The 17,867-nt window shown below is 65.3% G+C and carries 19 protein-coding genes; 6 read left to right on the top strand and 13 right to left on the bottom strand.

Features of this window, described 5'->3' with window-relative positions; genetic code table 11:
* Positions 1-14 precede the first annotated feature (14 nt).
* Genes I6F36_RS23765 through I6F36_RS23755 form a run of 3 tightly spaced genes read right to left on the bottom strand, consistent with a single transcriptional unit; the run spans position 15 to position 2,446 of the window.
* Entirely contained in the window at positions 15-743 is a 729-nt protein-coding gene (locus tag I6F36_RS23765; protein ID WP_109142936.1) for an ABC transporter ATP-binding protein, read from the bottom strand.
* Positions 733-1,470, bottom strand: a complete 738-nt coding sequence (locus I6F36_RS23760) for an ABC transporter permease (RefSeq protein WP_036007920.1) — start codon at positions 1,468-1,470, stop codon at positions 733-735. The genes I6F36_RS23765 and I6F36_RS23760 overlap by 11 nt, the downstream gene beginning before the upstream one ends.
* Position 1,471: 1 nt before the next feature.
* Entirely contained in the window at positions 1,472-2,446 is a 975-nt protein-coding gene (locus tag I6F36_RS23755) for an ABC transporter substrate-binding protein (RefSeq protein ID WP_109142937.1), read from the bottom strand.
* Between the two features lie 87 nt (positions 2,447-2,533).
* Here I6F36_RS23755 and I6F36_RS23750 point away from each other — a divergent pair, with 87 nt between their 5' ends.
* Positions 2,534-2,893 (top strand): hypothetical protein, encoded by a 360-nt coding sequence (locus I6F36_RS23750; RefSeq protein ID WP_109142938.1) that lies wholly within the window; start codon positions 2,534-2,536, stop codon positions 2,891-2,893.
* A 202-nt stretch (positions 2,894-3,095) separates the two neighbouring features.
* Here I6F36_RS23750 and I6F36_RS23745 read toward each other — a convergent pair whose 3' ends face one another.
* A complete protein-coding gene (locus I6F36_RS23745; protein ID WP_225112026.1) occupies positions 3,096-3,914 on the bottom strand; it encodes a quinoprotein dehydrogenase-associated SoxYZ-like carrier in 819 nt (272 codons plus the stop codon).
* 54 nt (positions 3,915-3,968) lie between these two features.
* Entirely contained in the window at positions 3,969-4,892 is a 924-nt protein-coding gene (locus I6F36_RS23740) for a quinoprotein relay system zinc metallohydrolase 2 (RefSeq protein WP_225127662.1), read from the bottom strand.
* A gap of 126 nt (positions 4,893-5,018) precedes the next feature.
* On the opposite strand from I6F36_RS23740, the gene I6F36_RS23735 reads away from it, so the two are divergent.
* Both I6F36_RS23735 and I6F36_RS23730 read left to right on the top strand, forming a co-directional pair.
* Positions 5,019-5,903 (top strand): substrate-binding domain-containing protein, encoded by an 885-nt coding sequence (locus I6F36_RS23735; protein WP_225112024.1) that lies wholly within the window; start codon positions 5,019-5,021, stop codon positions 5,901-5,903.
* Positions 5,900-6,460 (top strand): PQQ-dependent catabolism-associated CXXCW motif protein, encoded by a 561-nt coding sequence (locus tag I6F36_RS23730; protein ID WP_036029396.1) that lies wholly within the window; start codon positions 5,900-5,902, stop codon positions 6,458-6,460. The genes I6F36_RS23735 and I6F36_RS23730 overlap by 4 nt, the downstream gene beginning before the upstream one ends.
* 31 nt (positions 6,461-6,491) lie before the next feature.
* Here the strand turns inward: I6F36_RS23730 and I6F36_RS23725 are convergent, their stop codons facing one another.
* The 6 genes from I6F36_RS23725 to I6F36_RS23700 form a co-directional block, all read right to left on the bottom strand.
* Positions 6,492-6,794 (bottom strand): copper-binding protein, encoded by a 303-nt coding sequence (locus tag I6F36_RS23725; RefSeq protein ID WP_036007909.1) that lies wholly within the window; start codon positions 6,792-6,794, stop codon positions 6,492-6,494.
* A 136-nt stretch (positions 6,795-6,930) separates the two neighbouring features.
* On the bottom strand, positions 6,931-7,545 hold the full coding sequence (locus I6F36_RS23720; protein WP_109142943.1) for a hypothetical protein: 615 nt from the start codon (positions 7,543-7,545) through the stop codon (positions 6,931-6,933).
* Positions 7,542-8,390 (bottom strand): ABC transporter permease, encoded by an 849-nt coding sequence (locus I6F36_RS23715; RefSeq protein WP_225172291.1) that lies wholly within the window; start codon positions 8,388-8,390, stop codon positions 7,542-7,544. The genes I6F36_RS23720 and I6F36_RS23715 overlap by 4 nt, the downstream gene beginning before the upstream one ends.
* Positions 8,387-9,193 carry an ABC transporter ATP-binding protein gene (locus tag I6F36_RS23710; protein WP_225172290.1) on the bottom strand — a complete coding sequence of 269 codons (807 nt, stop codon included), beginning with the start codon at positions 9,191-9,193 and terminating at the stop codon, positions 8,387-8,389. Before I6F36_RS23710 ends, I6F36_RS23715 begins: the two co-directional genes overlap by 4 nt.
* Entirely contained in the window at positions 9,190-10,158 is a 969-nt protein-coding gene (locus tag I6F36_RS23705) for a YVTN family beta-propeller repeat protein (RefSeq protein WP_057026749.1), read from the bottom strand. Before I6F36_RS23705 ends, I6F36_RS23710 begins: the two co-directional genes overlap by 4 nt.
* An 8-nt stretch (positions 10,159-10,166) precedes the next feature.
* Entirely contained in the window at positions 10,167-11,348 is a 1,182-nt protein-coding gene (locus I6F36_RS23700; protein WP_225172289.1) for an ABC transporter substrate-binding protein, read from the bottom strand.
* A gap of 60 nt (positions 11,349-11,408) precedes the next feature.
* Between I6F36_RS23700 and I6F36_RS23695 the strand changes: the two genes are divergently transcribed.
* Complete coding sequence (locus tag I6F36_RS23695; protein ID WP_225127651.1) at positions 11,409-11,978, top strand: DUF3280 domain-containing protein; 570 nt, start codon at positions 11,409-11,411, stop codon at positions 11,976-11,978.
* Positions 11,979-12,137: 159 nt separating this feature from the next.
* Here the strand turns inward: I6F36_RS23695 and fghA are convergent, their stop codons facing one another.
* Both fghA and I6F36_RS23685 read right to left on the bottom strand, forming a co-directional pair.
* Entirely contained in the window at positions 12,138-12,983 is an 846-nt protein-coding gene (fghA, locus tag I6F36_RS23690; protein WP_225172288.1) for an S-formylglutathione hydrolase, read from the bottom strand.
* 69 nt (positions 12,984-13,052) lie between these two features.
* Positions 13,053-13,673, bottom strand: a complete 621-nt coding sequence (locus I6F36_RS23685) for a response regulator transcription factor (RefSeq protein ID WP_036007891.1) — start codon at positions 13,671-13,673, stop codon at positions 13,053-13,055.
* Positions 13,674-13,874: 201 nt separating this feature from the next.
* Between I6F36_RS23685 and I6F36_RS23680 the strand changes: the two genes are divergently transcribed.
* Together I6F36_RS23680 and I6F36_RS23675 are read left to right on the top strand one after the other, a co-directional pair.
* Positions 13,875-15,227: a histidine kinase gene (locus I6F36_RS23680; protein WP_192893121.1), complete on the top strand. Its 1,353-nt coding sequence runs from the start codon at positions 13,875-13,877 to the stop codon at positions 15,225-15,227.
* 164 nt (positions 15,228-15,391) lie between these two features.
* Complete coding sequence (locus tag I6F36_RS23675; RefSeq protein WP_225172287.1) at positions 15,392-17,863, top strand: TonB-dependent receptor; 2,472 nt, start codon at positions 15,392-15,394, stop codon at positions 17,861-17,863.
* Positions 17,864-17,867: the final 4 nt, after the last annotated feature.

The raw sequence follows: 17,867 nt of genomic DNA, 5'->3' as shown, positions 1-17,867 counted from the left end.
CGCCAGGCGACCGGCTATGAGGCATCTCGCTCAGTGCGGTCGCCTTGAGTTCGTTGCGCGAGGCCGGCCTTTATCGCCGCAATTTCGGCTTCGCCGCGTGTGTCGCGCGGGATGCCGATAGGCACCTCGGCCACGATCCGCGCTGGTCGCGGCGATAGGAAGAACAGCCGGTCGCCCAGGCGCACGGCATCGTCCAGGCTGTGTGTCACCAAAAGCGTCATCACCGGCCGGCTCGCGACGAGCGTTGCAATTTCATCGCGCAAGCGTCCGGCGAGAGCGTCATCGAGCGATGCCAGCGGTTCGTCGAGCACCAGAATATCCGGCTCGACGGCAAAGGCGCGGGCGAGCGCCACGCGCCGGGCCAAACCCAGCGAGAGCTCACCGGGATAGTGGTCGCGATGCGCTTCCAGCTCCAAAATCCTGAAGAGCTCGGCGAGCTTGGCATCAGCGACATCGGGCGCAGCCAGCCGCACATTCTGCTCGACCGAGCGCCACGGCAGCAGGCGCGGCTCCTGGAACACCATGCCGATCCGTGCCTCCGGCGGTCGCGCGACGTGGCCCGCAAAGTCGTGGTCCAGTCCCAGGATGATACGCAGCATCGTGCTCTTGCCGCAGCCCGAGGGGCCGATCAGCACGCCGACCTCGCCGGATTGCAGCGCGAACGTGACGGGCGCCAGCACCTCGTGCGTTCCGCCCGCGGCACTCCTGAAAGTCTTGCCCGTGATATCGACCTCAAGCCGCACGGGGCCGCCACCTGTTTGCGCGGGCTTCGAACGGCTGCACCAGCAAGGTTTCTATGACGAGCACGACGGCGGCGAAGGTGAGGGAATAGGCCAGCAGCCGCGGCGTGTCGAACAGCTGGAAGGCGACGCCGATCTCGAAGCCGACGCCGTTCGGCCGCCCCAGCAGCTCGGCGACGAGCACGATCTTCCACACCAGCGACAGGCCGGAGCGGGCCGAGGCCGCGATATAGGGCGCCAGTTGCGGCAGCACGACGTGGCGGAAGGCGCGCCAGCGCGGCATTGCGAACACGCTCGCCATCTCGTCGAGCGAACGGTCGAGCGCGCGCGTGCCCTCGCGCAGGGTGACGATGGCGGTCGGCAACTTGTTGATGGCAATCGCCGCGATCGCGGCGGCCTCGGTGAGGCCAGCCCAGATATAGGCCAGCACGATCACGACCAAGGCGGGCAGGTTGAGCAGCAGGATCAGCCAGGGATCGCCGAGCCGGTCGGCGAGCTTCACCCGGCCCATCAAATAGCCGATGGCACTGCCGAGCGACATCGCGAGTGTGAAGGCGAGCGCGACGCGCGCCAGCGTGGCGCCGAGATGCAGGAACAGCGCGCCGCTTGATGCTTCCGCGATCATCACCTGAAGCACCGCCGGCGGGGAGGGCAGCTTTGCGCCGCCGACCGCGAGCGCGGCAATCCACCAGATCGCGAGGAACAGGGCGAACGACAGCAGGCGCAGCACCTCAGTCTCCGGGGACTGCATGATAGAAGGTGCCGGGGTCGAGCTCGGCTGCGGGGCCGACGAGGTCGCGGCCGCCGATCTCGGCCAGCACGCGGTAGAGTACGCGCGCGTCCTTTTCCTCGTCATCGATGCTCCGGCGCGGAATGCCGTCGCGGTAGCGCTCGCGGTAGGTCCTGAGCAGGGCGGGATCCGTCGTGCCGGTGAGCGGCGCGACCTTGTCCCAGGCCGCATCCGAGGTCGCCAGCAACTCCTTGGCCTTGCGGGTCATCGCGATGAAGCGCGCGACGGCCTCCTTATGGCTCGCGGCCCAGCTCTCATCGAAGACATAGCCGACCGCGGCGACCGCGCCTTTGGCACCCAGCTTCGGCAAGATGTCCTCGATGCCGGTCAGGCGCCTGAAACCCTTGGCCTCGAGCTGGGCGCAGAAATTCCAGAAGTTGAGGCTCGCATCCATCTCGCCGTCCAGCGCCTTGGCGGCGATCAGCGGCGGGGCACCGTAGACGATGGTTGCTTCCGACTTGAGGTCGATGCCGTCCTGCTTCATCCGCGCCTGCAGCAGCAGCCAGCTCTTGTCGATCGCCCCGCCGGCGACCGCGAGCTTGCGGCCCTTGAGGTCGGCGAGCGTCTTGATCGGCGATGAGGCCGGCACCATCACGGCGCCGAGCGCGCTGGAATAGGGATAGAAGGTGAGCTTCGCACCGAGCGTGCGCTCGCGCGACACCCACAGCCAGTCCGACAGGATGATGTCGGCGCTGCCGGCGCGCATCGCGATCTTGCCGGCCTCGGTGCTCGCGAGCTCGGTGACCTCCAGCGCCAGGCCGGCCTCCTTGTCGAGGCCGGCGCTTCGGATCGCGGCCAGCTCCCACGAGAATGTTCCGGTCTTCTGCACCGCAAGGCGGATTGTGTCCGCAGCGCCGGCAGGTGCGGCTAGCGCCAGCACCGTTGCGAGCGCCCAAATTCGCGCCAAAACTGTCATCACCTTGTGAGCCGTTTCCTCTGACAGAGTGCTTTTCAGCACAATACGCATAGCATAGCCTTGGTCGCAACCAGCGGGAGGACGCGCATGGATCTGGCCGGACGGCTACGACCGATTGTCGCCGCATTGACGGCGCTCGCTGCCAGCGTATGCGTGGCACGGGCCGAAGAGGCCAATGATTATCCCACCGCGGCGCGCGCGGAATACGTCTATGGCTGCATGAAGGCCAACGGCGAGACGCGCTCCGCGATCGAGCAATGTTCCTGCTCCATCGACGTGGTCGCCTCGATCATACCCTACGAGCGCTATGTTACCGCCGAGACCGCGCTCAGCATGTCGCAAGTGCGCGGCGATCTCGGCGTGCAGTTTCGCACCTCGGAGCAGGCCAACTCGGCGGTGAATGACTTAAGGCGCGCGCAGGCGGAAGCCGAGGTGAGGTGTTTTTAGCTATCGCGGCACAGACGGTGCGATCTTCCTTCTCCCCTTGTGGGAGAAGGTGGCGCGAAGCGCCGGATGAGGGTTCTATCGGCATATTCCAGCATGAGAGGCAGGTGGGCGCGGAAACATACCCCTCACCCGTCTCGCCGCTACGCGGCGATCCACCCTCTCCCGCAAGGGGAGAGGGGGCTTCAGCGCAAGTCTGACGAAACTAAGTCCCCGGTTTCTCCACATCCCATTCATTGCGGAACACATGCCCGTCCGTATCCCGGGCCTCCGCACGAAAGCGCTTGGCGCCGTTGGAGACATAGGTGAAGCGCAGGTTGGGATCTTCCGAGATCGAGATGCCGCCTTCCATCGACAGCACGGGGCTGTCGTCCTGCGTCAATCTGAGCTGGTTGATGAAGAAGGCGGGGATATAGAGCTGCGTGACCTGGTCCATCTGCAGGCCGGAATTGTTGGGATGGCCGATCATGATCTGCGCTTCGCGCAGCCGGCTTGCCGGACCCTCTTCACGGGCGAATTGCCGGTAGCGCATTTGGCCGAGCCGGTTCTTGGCTTCCTCCACGTTCTTTGCAGCCGGCGCCGAGCAGCCGCCGGAGGCCTTCACATAGACTTTGGAGACGTAGAGCTGGCCGTCGCTGAGCTCGGCCACCGCATGCACGTCGGTGTAGTTGTTGACGCGCACACGGGTCGAGATCTCCGTGACATTGGCGTCCGGGCCGAGTTCGAACTTCGCGGCCATCGGCGCGGGATTGCGGTCGATCACCAGCGTGATCGAACGGATGCGTCTGCTGTCGCCGGGCGACAGCTTGCTGCGCAGCGTCACCGGCACGATGGCGGCATCCTCGGCGCGATAGGGCATCTCGATGCCGATGACCTCGGCGCCGTCGTTCATCGGCCGGTTGCTGAAGATGTCCTGCACCAGGCCCGGCCAGGGATCGTAGGCCTCGTCCGCCTGCGCCGGCACGGCAAAGGCGATGCCGAGGAGCAGGGCAATCAGGGGCAGGCGGCGTGTGCATGCCGTCATGGTCATGCTCCTCGGTTTAGGTGAAGCTGATCTCCTGCCAGCGTAGCGCGCCCGCTATTCCCATTCAATTTCCGAAAATGCTGCAGTTGCGTTGCGGGCGTTGTAGTCCTCGAACAGCTGCCAGTGCGGCCGCTCGTCCGCCGCCGCCTTGTCCGCAGCGGCGCGGATCGGCGCGCCCCTCTTGTTCAGGGCGCGGACGTCGGACAGCAGCGTTGACAGGTAACGTCGTTGATCGCTCAGCGCCGCTGGCCAGTCGCTCACAGGACCGTGACCGGGAACAACGCGCAGCGCCGGGATCGTCTCCAACTCTTTCAGCGTGGCGAGCCAGCCGCGAATGCTGCCGTCCATCACCGGAATGTGGCCGAGAAAGACGAGATCGCCGGCAAGCAGGGTTTTGGTGCTCTCGTCGAACACGGTCAGATCGTTGTCGCTGTGCCCGGCCGGCCAAGCGCGCAAGGTCAAGCGGCGCGAGCCCAGATCGAGCGTGAGCGTGTCCGTTACGAGCAGGGTCGGCGGTACGATCTTCACGGGATCGATCAGCTCGGGGCCCATGAGGCGCCTGAAATTGTCGAGATAGAAGGGCCCGCGGCTCGCCAGCGCCTGCGGCAGCTTGCTGTGGCCGACGAAGCTGGTTCCCTCCCCCATGAAGGCAGCATTGCCGAAGACATGGTCGGGATGGCCATGGGTGTTGATGACATAGCGGATCGGCTTTTGCGTGCGCGCTCGTACCGCCGCCAGCAGCGCCTCGCCTTCGCGCAGGCTGCCGCCAGTGTCGATCACGGCCACCGCGTCGTCTCCCACGATGAAGCCGACATTGGCGATGCCGCCTTCATTCTCGCGGCTCATCAGCGCGATGGCCCCGGAGTGTACGAAGATTCCCGGCGCGACTTCGCTCACAGGCAATTCGGCCGCCCCGGCGCGTGCTAGCGTAGCTGCTACCAGGGACAAGGCTGCGATCACGAGAGCGATGCGAGACACTTTTCCGCCTCAGTTCAAAGGATTGGCCTCATTGCACTGCAACAAAGCAAAGCCGGCAAAAGTTGGCACACGTGGCGCGTCATGCGTTGCATGGATAACATTCAAACAAAACGAGGAGGAAGCGCGATGACGCAGGCCGGACGACATCGTCGCTGGTGGTTTTCACTCTGGATCGTGATCGCATCGTGTGCCTATGGCGATCTCGCCATCGCGCAGACCAACGAGACCGGAGATCTCTCATTCGAGCTGGTCGACCCGAAGGTGCTGCGCGTCTGCGCCGACCCGCGCAACCTGCCGTTCTCGAACGAGAAGGGCGAGGGCTTCGAGAACAAGCTCGCCGAGTTTCTGGCGGACAAGCTGCAGAAGAAGCTGGACTACGTGTTCTTCCCGCAGGCCGCCGGCTTCGTGCGCATGACGCTGGGTGCGCATCGCTGCGACGTCATCATGGGCTACCCGCAGGGCGACGACCTCGTGCAGGGCACCAATCCCTACTACCGCACGACCTATGCACTGGTTGCGAAGACTGGCAGCGGGCTCGAGGACGTCGACACGCTGCAGGACGCACGCCTGAAAGGTAAGCATATCGGCATCGTCGCCGGCACGCCGCCGGCGACCAATATGGCGTTGGCAGGCCTGATGGGCGATGCAAAGCCCTATCAGCTGATGATCGACACGCGCTTCGACAATTCCGCGCAGGCGATGATCGACGACCTCGCTGCCGGCAAGATCGACGCCGGCGTGCTCTGGGGACCGATGGCCGGCTATTATGCGAAGAAAGCCGGCCCCTCGCTGCACGTCATGCCGCTGGTCAAGGAGACCACCGGGTCCAAGCTGGTCTATCGCATCGGCATGGGCGTGCGACCCGCCGACCAGAACTGGAAGCGGCAGCTCAACCGGGTGATCCAGGAGAACCAGGGCGAGATCAACAAGATCCTGCTCGATTTCGGCGTGCCGCTGCTGGACGAGAACAACCGGCCGCTCGGCGCGGAGACGGCCAAGAAGGCGCCATGAGCCGGCCGCTTGCCGCTGCGTTCGTCGTTGCCTTGCTCGTGGCCCCGGCGTCCGCGCAGCAGCAGGAGCCGTTCGAGCCCGAGGGATATCGTACCGACAATTATCGCGCGCCGGTGCCGGCGACGCTCGCTGGCGCGCGCGTGCTCACGACCGGCGAGGCGGAGGCGATCTGGCGTGCGAACAGCGGCACCTTCGTTGACGTGATGCCGCGCGCGCCGAAACCAAAGAACCTTCCTGTGAGCACGGTGTGGCGTGACGCGCCGCGCAGGAACATTCCGGGCAGCTTCTGGCTGCCGGACACCGGCTACGGCAACTTGCCGCCCGCCATGGACGATTATCTTCAGCGTGGCCTTGCGCGCGCCTCACGCGGCGACAAGGCCGCGCTGCTGGTGATCTATTGCCTCGCCGATTGCTGGATGTCCTGGAACGCGGCGAAGCGTGCGCTCGCTTACGGCTATGCCAACATCGCCTGGTATCCTGACGGCACCGACGGCTGGGAGGGCGCGAAGCTGCCGACGGAAGAGGCGCAGCCGGAGCCGCGGCCGGAGCAACATTGATGCAAGCAGGAGAGATCAGGCGCCAGCGCCGTTACTTCTGCTTCTGCAGCTTCGTCAAGGTGCCCGTACCGTTGGTCTCGGTCGCAGAATAGCTCACCCTGTCGCCGGCATGGACGGCATCCAGCATCGCCGCATCCTTGGCCTTGTACTCCTGGAGCGCGCCGGCGCTGCCTGTGCTGGCGCCGACCGTGCCCTTCTGGGTCTGCTGGATCGAAATCGTGCCGTTGAGCCGATCGATCCGCGTGATCATCCCGGTCATGTCGTCAGCAAAGGCGCTGGTTGCGAGCATGCTGAGGACCGCAGCGCCCGCAAACATGATTCTTGTGGTTCCCATCGAGGCCTCCCGACGTCTTGAGTTCACGTCGACAAGCCATCATAAATCGATTTGGTTCCGGCACATAGCGCGGCGAAAGGTTAACGTTGCCGGGGCGATTGCGGGAACTTTTCGTGAGCGGTCAGCGTAACTGACGCTATTCCATTTCCTGCTGGATGACGCGTCCGAGCGCGAACAGGCGCTGGTCGAGCGAGGTTGGAACCTCGCAGACGAAGCGCACCACCTTGTTACGGTCCTCGAAGATCCGGGTCTTCCAGATCAGCTCGTTGCTGAGCGCCTGGACCTTGGCCTCGTCACGCGGTGTGGCCCCTTGCAGGGCCTGGAGCTGAATTGCCTCCTCGCGGATCTTGTCGGCGGCATCGCGCTGCTTGCGACTGACTCGCTCGAGTCCGTTCATGACCTGGGAGCGCTGGGCGTTGAGCGTGTCGAACAGGCCGGCGAACAGCAGCTTTGCGTTCGCGGTCTTGTCGGCAGCGGAACCCGCGAGAAACTCCTTCACCAGCTTTTCCGCCTCATCCAGCGGCGTCTTGCGCGCCGCCAGTTTCGCAACGAGCGCGCTGATCCTGGCGTCGTCCTTCCATCTGTTCTGGAGGTCGTCGAGCGGCGGACCGCCCCACACGGCCGCCAGCGAGATCTCGGGCACCTTCGCCTGGGTGCACGGCCAGTCCGGATAGCGCGGATCGGCGGCGTGCGCCGTCGTGCTCGCGACAGCGAGCACCAGTACAGAGGTGACCAGAACCCGAACAATCATCCTTCGCCTCCCGCAGGCCCGCGTCGCGCCAGCCCGCGCGAGGGATCATAGGCCAGGATCGCGCCGATCATGAAGACGATTGTGCAAGCAGCGACCGCCGCCAGCGAGATCCAGTTGATCTGGCCATACAGCGCGAAACGGATCAGCTCGACCGCATGGGTGAACGGATTGGCCTCGCACAGATAATAGAGATAGGGGTTGCCCTCCTGCACGCGCCAGAGCGGGTAGAGCGCGGAGGAGGCGAAGAACATCGGGAAGATCACGAAGTTCATGACACCGGCGAAGTTCTCCAGCTGTTTGATGCCCGACGAGATCAGCATGCCGAGCGAGCCCAGCATCAGCCCCGACAGGATCAGCGCCGGCAGCACGGTGAGATAGCCCTGGGGCGGCGGGGTGATGTCCCAGAGCCAGGCGATCAGCAGGAACGCATAGACCTGGAGCAGCGATACCGCGGTGCCCGCGAGCAGCTTGCAGAACAACAGGAACCCCCGCGGCAGCGGGCTCACCAGGAGCGTGCGCATGTTGCCCATCTCGCGGTCATAAACCATCGAGAGCGAGGACTGCATGCCGTTGAAGAGCTGGATCATCGCCATCAGCCCGGGCGCGATATAGACCTCGTAGAGGATGTAGGTCTCGTAGGGCGGGATGATGGAGATGCCGAGCACCTGGCGGAAGCCGGCGGCGAAGATGAACAGCCACACCAGAGGCCGCACCAGCGCCGAGACGAAGCGTTCGCGCTGATGCAGGAAGCGCAGGCCCTCGCGCCAGACGATGCCGCTGAGGCAGGTCATGTACTCGGCGAACGAGAAGCCGCGCGGCGCCTCGCGCGTCGTGATGCTGCTCATGCGCCGCCTCCAGGCATGGTTTGTGCGCCGGTCAGGCGCATGAAGGCGGTGTTGACGTCCTGCGCGCCTGTTGCGGCGATGACGCGGCTCATCGGCCCCTGCGCCAGCACCTTGCCCTGGTGCAGCACCACGAGATCGTCGCCGGGCATGATCTCGTCGAACAGGTGCGTGGCCCAGAGCACGCCAATGCCTTGCTCGGTCACGAGCTGGCGGACGTGGCTGATGATGTCGGCACGCGCCTTGACGTCGAGGCCGACGGTCGGCTCGTCGAGCAGCAAGAGGCGCGGCTGGTGCAGCAGCGCCCGGGCGATCTCCAGCCGCCGCATCTGTCCGCCCGAGAGGTCGCGCACCTTGCTTGCAGCGCGATCGGCAAGGCCGATGCGGCCGAGCAGCTCGGCGCTGCGCGCCGAGGCCTCGCGGCGGCCAATGCCGTGCAGGGCGGCGTGGTAGAGCAGGTTCTGCGTCAGCGACAGATCAAGATCGAGCGTGCGCGGCTGGAATACGACCCCGAGCAGCCGCAGCGCCTCGCCGGGGCTCTTGCTGACGTCGTGCCCGAAAATGCCGACGCGGCCGGACTGGATGCCGAACAGCCGCGTGATCAGCGAGAACAGCGTGCTCTTGCCGGCGCCGTTGAGTCCCAGCAGCGCCGTGAAGCTCGCGGGCTGCACATTGAAAGACACGTTCGTCAATGCGCGCCGCGGACCATAGGCATGGCTGACACCGTCGATCGACAATGCCGGCACCGCGGCCTCTTCGGGTCTCGGCGTCTCCTGGGCTTCGGCGATCGGGGCGGGGCTGGTCATGGCGCGATCGCGACGCCCCAGGGCAGCTCGCCGACCTGAATGGTCTTGATCACCTTCTGCGCGGCGACGTCGATGACGGAGACGTCGTTCGACACACCGTTGGTGGTGAGCAAATATTTCTCGTCCGGCGTGAACGCCATGTGCCAGACCCGCTGCCCGACCAGGAGATATTTCGTCACCTTGCGCGAGGCGACGTCGACCACGGCGATGCGGTTGGCGGGGCCGAGCGCGACGAACGCGGTTTTGTCGTCCCTGGTCATGCCGATGCCGACCGGCTGGATCGCCTCCTTGCGCAAGCCCGGAATCTCGAACGTGACCTTGCCGATCACCTCGTGCTTTTTGGGGTCGATGATCGAGACGGTGCCGCCGATCTCCGAGGACACCCACACCTCGGAAGAATCATGCTTGTACTCGGCGTAGCGCGGCCGCGCGTCCACCAGCACGTTGGCGACGATCTGGCGCGAGGCGGTGTCGATGAAATGCGCCATGTTGGTGGTTTCCGAGGTGTTGATCAGCGTCTTGCCGTCCGGACTGATGGTCATGCCCTCGGGCTCGACACCGACCTGGATGTCGCCGAGCCGGGCGCGCTTCTCGAGGTCGATCACCGTCACCGTGTTGTCGTTCTCGTTGGCGACGTAGAGCATCTTGCCGGCGGCATCCTGCGCGAACAGCTCGGGGTCGGGTCCGGAGGGCAGGCTGTCCACCACGGTTTGGGTCTTGGCGTCGATCACCTGGATGGTGTCATCGTCGCCGACCGCGACCATCACGAACTTGCCGTCGCGGGTAAGGTCGATGCCGCGCGGACGCTGGCCGACCTTGATGGTCTTGGTCACGGTCCAGCTGTCGGTATCGATCACCGAGACCGTATTGCTCTTCTCGTTCGAGACATAGGCGATGAACGCATGCGCTGGGGCTGCCGCCAGCGCCAATGCGGAGAGAAGTCCAACACGCCACATCCGCGACATCTGCATCCTCATTTCAGCTTGCATTTGCTCTCCGGGCGATCGTAGCCGAGCGTGTCGAGCTCGGAGACCTGGTGCAGGAATCCTTCCTGCGGCGACACCGACACCACCATGCGGCCGTCGACCAGGAGGATCGGCTGGCGCAGCTGCAGGTTCCAGTCGCGCAAGGTCAGCCGCGTGCCCTTGAAGGCGGCGACCGAGAAATCCGGGCCCTTGATGAAATCGGTGACCTTCCTGACCTCGCCGGAATTGGTGCGCGAGGTGGCTTCGCCGATCATGCGCACCGCCGTCCAGGCCTGCATGTCGCGCGCGGTCATCCGGCGCAAATTCAGCTTGATGAAGCGGTTCTGCATCTGGATCGCGCCCCACTGATCCTGCGATGCGTCCCAGCTGCGCGGCACGAGGCCGGCCGAGCCGGCGACCGGGCGCGGATCCCAGGTGCGATAGGGCAGATAAGAGCCGAACACCTCGCTCTCGTCGGCGGCGACCAGCACGTCATAGGCCGGTGCCTGCTGCGTGAAGACGGGGATCTGACGCTGGATCTGCGCTACGCCGCTATCGGTGCGCCGCGCCCCGCCCTTGTCCTCGAAGGTTCGCTCCTGCACGATCTTGGCGCCGAACCGCGCCGCGGTGCGCCTGACAGCATCCGCGAACAGCTTGTCCTCGTCGTGCGAGCCGACCACCAGCAGCCAGCGCGACCACTTCTTCCACACCAGATATTGGCCGAGCGCGTCGGCGAGCATCGCACGCGTCGGCGCGGTGTGGATGACGTTGGCGCGGCAATCGGTCTCGCGCAGCCGCTCGTCGATCGCGCCGGCGTTGAACAGCAGCGTGCCGCGGTCGCGCAAGGCGTCCGCGACCTTCAACAGCGCATCGGCGGGCAGGTCGGCGATGATGAAGCCGTTCTTCTCGGCGAGCGCGGTCGCAGCCTGCGCCACGTCCTCGCCTTCCCTGATGCGGCGCTCCTCCAGCGTGAAGCGCTGGCCGGTGAATTTCCCGGTGGTGTTGTTGTCCTCGATGGCAAGGCGCGCGCCGGCGAGGCCGTCGTTCTCGGCAGGCTGCTCGGCCAGCGACAGCGGTGATCGGGTGCCGGCGATTGCGAGATAGCCGACGCCGATCGTGACGGGATCGGCCGCAAGCGCGCTCGTCGCGGCAAGACCAAAGCCGATCAGGCCGGCCAACCATCGGATCATGTTTCCTCCAGACGATCTCCCCGGCTTGACCGCCGGTGAAGAATTGTCTCTGCTTCAAGCATGACCAATTTGTCAGGCCGTGCAACCCCGCATTTCGTCCCCGCGCGCGCGAAGCCGGGCATCACGATCATGCGAGCATTGTTGGCAACCGCAGCATTGCTGTGGACGGGGGCGGGCGCGCTCGCCGATCCACCGAAGCTCGCGGTGTTCGATTTCGAGTTGGTCGACACCAGCCTGCCGGGCGAGTTCTACGGCTCCAAGCCGGAAGAGGCGCGGCTCATGCGCATCAGCGAGCAGCTGCGCAAGGAGCTGGCAGAGTCGGGCAAGTTCCAGGTGCTCGACATCGCGCCGGTACGGGAGGCCGCCCGTCGCGCGAACCTGCAGGCCTGCGGCGGCTGCGACCTCAAGCTCGCCGGGCAGCTCGGCGCCGATCTGGAGATCACCGGCCTCGTGCAAAAGGTCTCCAACCTGATCATCAATCTCAACATCTATCTGCGCGACGTGAAGACCGGCAACATGATCGCGGTCGCCAGCGCCGACATGCGCGGCAACACGGATGAATCCTGGTCGCGCACGATGAGCTATCTCATCCGCAACCGCCTGCTGGCGCCGAATTACGGGAAGCCGTGAAGAGGTTTTCCCTCTCCCCTTGTGGGAGAGGGTGGCTCGCCGCGTAGCGGCGAGACGGGTGAGGGGTTTCCATCCCCACGAATGGTCGTGCGAGCGGAGAGAACCCCTCATCCGGCGCTTCGCGCCACCTTCTCCCGCAAGGGGAGAAGGAGAAAGACATCACCCCTTCAGCCTCTCCGCATGCCAGTGCAGGTGATCGCTCATGAAGGTCGAGATGAAATAATAGCTGTGGTCGTAGCCCGCCTGGCGCCGCAGCGTCAGCGGGATGCCGGCCTTGGCGCAGGCGGCCTCGAGCAGCTCCGGCCTGAGCTGCTCCTTCAGGAAATTGTCGGCCTCGCCGACGTCGACCAGGAAGCCGGAGAACTTGGCACCGTCCTCGATCAGCGCCACCGTGTCGTGGTTGCGCCAAGACTCCTTGTTCGGTCCGAGATAGCCGGTCAGCGCCTTGATGCCCCAGGGCACGAGCGAGGGCGCCACGATCGGCGCGAACGCGCTGGCTGCGCGAAAGCGGTGCGGATTGCGCAGCGCCACCGTCAGCGCGCCGTGGCCGCCCATCGAGTGGCCCATCACCGATTGCCGCCTGGCATCGACCGGAAAGCTCTCCGCAACCAGCTTCGGCAGCTCGTCCGTGACGTAGCTCCACATGCGATAATTGCGCGCGAACGGCTCTTGCGTGGCGTCCACATAGAAGCCGGCCCCGAGGCCAAAATCATAGGCGTTGTTGGCATCGCCCGGCACATCGGGCCCGCGCGGTGAGGTGTCGGGCGCGACGAAGATCAGGCCGAGCTCGGCACAGGCCTTGCGGAATTCGCCCTTCTCGGTGACGTTGGCATGCGTGCAGGTGAGGCCGGAGAGATACCAAACCACGGGCAGCCTGGCCCCGTCCGCATGCGGCGGGACATAGACCGAAAACACCATGTCGGTTCCGGTCGCCTGGCTGGCATGGCGATAGACGCCCTGCACGCCGCCGTGGGATTTGTTGGTCGAGACAGTCTGAATCGTCATGCCCATTGACTCCGTGGCATCTCACCACACCAAGATTGCAACGCTTGTGTGACCGAATTCGTGGCGTGGTCAGGCGACGCCGCTGTCGATCGCCAGCCGCACCAGCTCCACCGAGGTCTTCACCCCGAGCTTCTGGCGCATGATGGACGAGGTATTGGCCACCGTCTTGTAGGACGATTGCACCAGCCATGCGATTTCGGACAGGCTCTTGCCGGCGCTGAGCAGCCGCAGAATCTCCATCTCGCGCGCGTTCAGCTTCGACAGCGGGTTTTGTGCCAGCGTCGGCCCGGCGAAGGCGATGCTGCGCGCGATCGCGGTCGGAAGATAGGTGCCGCCGCTTCCGACGGCGCGGATCGCCTCGACGAGGTCGTCGGGGTCGCCAGTCTTGGAGACGTAGCCCTTGGCGCCGCACTCGATCGCACGCGCGGCGAAGGCGGGGTCGTCATTCATGCTGAACATGATGATGCGCGCCTCGGGCGCGCGCTCTAGGATGCGGCGCGCGAGCTCGAAGCCGGAGACGGTTGGCAAATTTATGTCGATGATGCAGAGGTCGGGACGTTCGACGATGAAGACGCACTCGCCGTCCTCGGCGTCGGCGGCTTCCAAGATTTCGATCTCGCCTTCGTCGGCCAGCACGGCACGGCAGCCGGAGGCGACGATGGGATGATCGTCGACGATCAGAATGCGCATAGGCGTTCCCCGCGACAGCCCGTTCCCTTGGAGCTTGCCTGTTCTGCGCCGCATGAGACTGACCAGGCAAGACGCGCGTCTCGTGTCGGCTCATGCAACCCGGCTGGGATTGCTGTACGCTTCCGATTAGATATCGGGCGGTTCGCCTCTGTCAACGTCGTCGGACAGGCGCCAACCCTTCGCGAGGCACGAGCGAGACCAATGTGGCAGAATCTTTCCTTGCGCGGGCGCATCAATCTCTTGCTGGCGCTGCTGCTGGCGCTGGGGCTCGCGGTCAATATCGGCCGGCAGATCGCCGAGGCCGGCCCGCGCGTGCAGGCCGAGGACCAGAGCGTGATCCGCCTCGCGCGCGAATTCATCGAGATGATCGTTGCCGATCTCAACGAGGCACCCGATCCTGATGCCAGGCTGAACCAGATCGCGCGCGATCTCAGTCGCCTGCGCCATGTCAGCATCGCGCTGCACGATTCCGGTGGGAACCCGCTGACGCCCCGCCGGCTTGGCTCCGATGTCGACACGCGTGCCCCGCCGGCCTGGTTCGTCAGCCTGGTCCATCCGGAGCAGACCGCGGTCAGCGTGCCGGTCTCGATCCGCGGCAAGCCCGGCTCGCTCGTGATCACCTCGCATCCCGACGACGAGATCGCCGAGATCTGGGACGGCATCGTGACCCAGCTCGAGGTCGGCTCGGTGATCGCGCTTGCGCTGTTCTTCCTGATGATGAAGGTGGTCGGCCGTGCCCTGGCACCGTTGCAGTCGCTGGCGGACGCCATGGGGAAGCTCGAAAGCGGACATTACGAGGCCCGCGTCGCGCCGGGCGGCGCGCCGGAGCTCGCGGCGATCTGCACCAGGCTCAACCATCTTGCCGCGACGCTTGGTGAAGCGGTCGAGGACAAGCGGCGCCTCGCCGAGCGCGCGGTGTCGCTGCAGGACATCGAGCGCAAGGAGATCGCGCGCGAATTGCATGACGAGTTCGGGCCCTATCTGTTCTCGCTGCGCGCACATGCGAGCGCGTTGGCGAAGCAGGCGGACGGACGCGAGCCGAGTGCCGATGCCGTACGCAAACATGGCAGCGCCATGCTGGAGCAGATCAATGCACTCCAGCAGTTCAATCGCCGCGTGCTGGAGCGTCTTCGGCCCGTGGGCCTCGCCGAGCTCGGCCTGCGCCAGGCGCTCGAATCCCTGTCGCGGCTGTGGCGGGAGTCGCATCCCGACGTTGCGATCGAGACCTCGATCTCGCCGGCGCTGGGCCCCACCGGCGAGACCGCCGATCTCACCATCTACCGCATCGTGCAGGAGGCGCTCACCAATGTGTTCCGCCACGCCGGTGCGACCTCGGTCAGCGTCGTCATCGAGCCGGTCGAGCAGGCCGGCGGCCGCTTCTGCGCCCGGGTGCGGGTCAGCGACGACGGCCGCGGCATGGAGCCAGGCCAGAAGCTCGGCTTCGGCCTCGTCGGCATGCGCGAGCGGATCCTGGCGCTCGGCGGCACGCTCAATGTGGTCTCGGGTGAGGGCGGTGTCACCGTGGAAGCGCTGGTGCCGACAGCGGCAACCTGATCGCATCCAAAGCGATCGGGAAAAATTCCCGATTTGGTCGGGAAAATGGGTGTGGATAGGGTCCGACCTTTTGTGGCTGGCGTCCCCATTGCGGCCGAATAAACTCGTCCCGACCAATCGGCGGAACATCAAAACAGTCGGTGGTCACGGATGGGAAGGCGGGGATGGGCAAGGTTGTTTCGTTGAAGCGTGCTTTGTTGATGGCTTCGGTGTCGACCGGGCTGGTGGCGGGCTTGGTCTATGCGACCCCTGCCGGGGCCGCGCCGGACGAGGAGACCAATGTCCAGAACCTGCCGCCGGTCGAGGTCACCGCACCACCTTCGGCAGCGCGGCGCGCGGCGCCGTCGCGACCGGTTGCGCGGATAGGGGCGCCGGGATCCGCAGCTCCGAGGACACGCCTTTACGTCTATCCGACCTCGCCGGGCACCGGCCGGGGTCTCGATGTCGACAAGGTTCCGTCGGCGATCAATGCCGTCGATGCCAACCAGATCAGGCGCACCGGTTCGCTGAACGTCACGGACGCGCTGCGCGACAACATCGCCGGCGTCAACATCAGCGAAGTCACCGGCAATCCGTTCCAGCCGGATGTCGAATTCCGCGGCTTCGTCGCTTCGCCCGTGACGGGCACGCCGCAAGGCCTTGCGGTGTACCAGAACGGCGTCCGCATCAACGAGGCCTTCTCGGACGCCGTCAATTGGGACCTGATTCCGACGGCCGCGATCAGGTCGGTGACGCTGGTGACCAACAATCCGGCCTTTGGCCTCAATGCACTCGGCGGCGCGATCAACTTGCAAATGAAGGACGGCTTCACCTATCAGGGCGCCGAGCTCGACCTCATGGGCGGATCGTTCGGCCGCATCCAGGGCTCGGCGCAATGGGGCAAGCAGGTCGACCAGAACTTCGCCGTCTACGGTGCGCTCGAAGGACTGCGCGACAACGGCTTCCGCAATTTTTCCCAATCGACCGTGCGGCGCTTCTACGGCGATGTCGGCTACAGGGCCGGCGACAGCGAATTCCACGCCAATATGGGCGTGGCCAAGAACGATTTCGGCGCCAGCGCCACGGTCCCGGCCGAGCTGCTCGACAGATATTGGGGCGCGACCTACACCACGCCGCAGACCACCTCCAATCGCGTCGGCTATCTCAACCTGACCGGCAAGGTCGACGCGACGCCGACCTGGACGCTCGAAGGCACCGCGCGTGTGCGCAGGTACGAGCAAAAGGTGGTCGACGGCAACCCGACCGACGTGGAGGAGTGCGCTGCAGATCCGGCGCTGCTCTGCTTTGGCGACGACACCTCACCCGCCTACGGCGCGGGCGGCGTGCAGCTTGCCAACCCATTTGCGCCGGGCACGATCCTCGGCGCGATCGACCGCGGCTCGATCCGTTCGACCACGTTCGGCGTGTCGGGGCAGGCCACCAACACCGACCAGTTGTTCGGTCATGACAACCGCTTCGTGGTGGGCGCAACCTATGACGCCAGCGTCACGCGCTACAACGCCTCCTCCGAAATCGGCTCGATGGGAGAGAACTACGTCGTCAGCGGCAGCGGCGTTTTCCTGGGACCGACTCCTGTGGCGGACCCCGTCGCCGGCCCGGTCTCGCTGCGGACCGTCAATCAGTATAACGGCCTCTACGCGATGGATACGTTCAACGTCACGGATGCCTTCGCCATCACGGGGGGCGGCCGCTTCAATGCGGCGCGGATCACGTTGGAAGATCAGCTTGGGACTGCGCTCAACGGCGATCACACCTTCACGCGTTTCAATCCGATCATCGGCGGCACCTACAGGATCACGCCGGAATTGACCGCCTATGCCGGCTATTCCGAGGCCAACCGCGTGCCGACGCCGCTCGAGCTCGGCTGCTCCGATCCGGCCCGTCCCTGTCTGATCGCGGCGTTTCTGGTCTCCGATCCGCCGCTCAAGCAGGTCGTCTCCAAGACCGTGGAGGCCGGTTTCCGGGGCACCAAGGAGTTGAACATCGGCACCCTCGGATGGAAGATCGGCGGCTTTCGCGCCACCAACCACGACGACATCATGGCGGTGCCGGTCGTTGGCCGGACTGGTTTCGGCTATTTTTCGAACGTAGGCCGCACCCGGCGGCAGGGGCTCGAAGCCGAAGTCAACATCAAGTCTCCGACGCTGCAGTTCCAGGCGAGTTACGCGTTCGTCGATGCCCGCTTCCTTGATCCGCTCGAGCTCGGCTCGGAAAGCCCGTTTGCCGACGATACCTCCGAGACCATTCAGGTCAGGCCCGGAAACCAGATCCCGGCAGTCCCGCGCCACCGCGTCAAGGTCGGCGTCGACTATGCCGTGACCGACGTCTGGAAGGTCGGCGGCAACGCGCTGTTCGTCTCCAGCCAGTATCTGGTCGGCGACGAGTCCAACCAGTTCGCGAAGCTGCCGTCCTACACGGTGTTCAATCTCCACACCTCCTATCAGATCGCGAAGAACGTCCAGCTCTACGGCCGCGTCGACAACATCTTCGACAAGCGTTACGTGACCTACGGCCAGTTCTTCGACCGCGACGCCTTGCCCAACTTCACCAATGGCGGCGCGGATTTCACCGACCCGCGCTCGCTGAGCCCGGCAAGGCCGCGCGCGTTTTACGCGGGGTTGCGGGTGACGTTCTAGATTT

Origin of the sequence: Bradyrhizobium sp. BRP19 (assembly GCF_020194195.1) — a bacterium.
In the GTDB taxonomy this organism is placed as follows: Bacteria; Pseudomonadota; Alphaproteobacteria; order Rhizobiales; family Xanthobacteraceae; genus Bradyrhizobium; species Bradyrhizobium yuanmingense.
This window is presented reverse-complemented; position numbering and strand designations above follow the sequence as displayed.